General features: G+C 35.6%; 1 protein-coding gene. It reads left to right on the top strand.

Going from position 1 to position 1,013, the window contains the following annotated elements; genetic code table 11:
• Positions 1 to 243 precede the first annotated feature (243 nt).
• Positions 244 to 957 carry a hypothetical protein gene (locus G561_RS0113640; RefSeq protein WP_028860009.1) on the top strand — a complete coding sequence of 238 codons (714 nt, stop codon included), beginning with the start codon at positions 244 to 246 and terminating at the stop codon, positions 955 to 957.
• Positions 958 to 1,013: the final 56 nt, after the last annotated feature.

The following is a 1,013-nucleotide window of genomic DNA, read 5'->3' as shown; positions in this document are numbered from 1 at the left end:
GAGTTTGAGAGACGATACTATGATAGCCTTAATGAGTCAGACAAAGCTGCCTGACTCAAGCAATCCACTCTCCGATATAGTCGGGGCGGTTCATATCGTAATGATACAGTTGAATTTAATAGTAAGCTAGAGTCAGAAACGGCAATTAAACTTGCTCAATATGATAAAGCAATAGCTGCTGCTAAGAAACAACAGGAATATATTGCTAATGAGCAAAAAAAATTAGATGATAATATCATTGAAATGGATTTGTTATTAAAAGAACAAGGTCTAAAAGGTTCTGGTAATCAATCAAGAGATACCATACCTCAAAATAACAGAGGCTCATTTAGCAATGTAAATGCTACTATACTCCCTAACCATATACCATCATCTTCAAGTTCATATAAGATAAGTGCTACAGACTACAAATTTGAAAATGGACAGTTTGTTCCAATACAAGGCACAACTAGTAAGGGTGGACATTATGAACTTTATATTCAAGGATCAGATGTCTTAGTTAAGGATAAAGCGTCTAATTCAGTCAGTGCGCTACCACCAATTAAATTACCTAAGGGTTATAAAAACTATGATCCTTCTAAAATGTTTACACCTTATGTAGGAGGTAGACATATTGATAGCACGACTATTATCAATCAAGAGGGTAATTTACTGTGGTCACACGGCTATGGAAGTGATGGTAATAACTTTTATCCTTTATTTGTAGATAGTCAGGGCAATCAATTTACTACCAATCAAGTTCAAAGTGTTGATAAATATGTAAGCATACCCTCTGCTAATAATGGTTATACGTCAACTAATAATGCAGCTACTAATAACGAGATAGGTGTAACTCATGTTGAAAATAATGCCAATAACGGTCAGAGCGAAAATAATAATTATATATTCAATAATCGAACAATAGAGGCACAGCAAGAGGTGAACCGCCCCGACTATATCGGAGAGTGGATTGCTTGAGTCAGGCAGCTTTGTCTGACTCATTAAGGCTATCATAGTATCGTCTCTCAAACTCA

It is taken from the genome of Psychrobacter phenylpyruvicus DSM 7000 = NBRC 102152, from assembly GCF_000685805.1.
Classification (GTDB): Bacteria; Pseudomonadota; Gammaproteobacteria; order Pseudomonadales; family Moraxellaceae; genus Psychrobacter; species Psychrobacter phenylpyruvicus.
This window is presented reverse-complemented; position numbering and strand designations above follow the sequence as displayed.

What these genes read in the sequence shown, in the direction of transcription:
- G561_RS0113640 (WP_028860009.1), top strand. Translation starts at nt 244, where the DNA reads ATGGATTTGTTATTAAAAGAACAAGGTCTAAAAGGTTCTGGTAATCAA.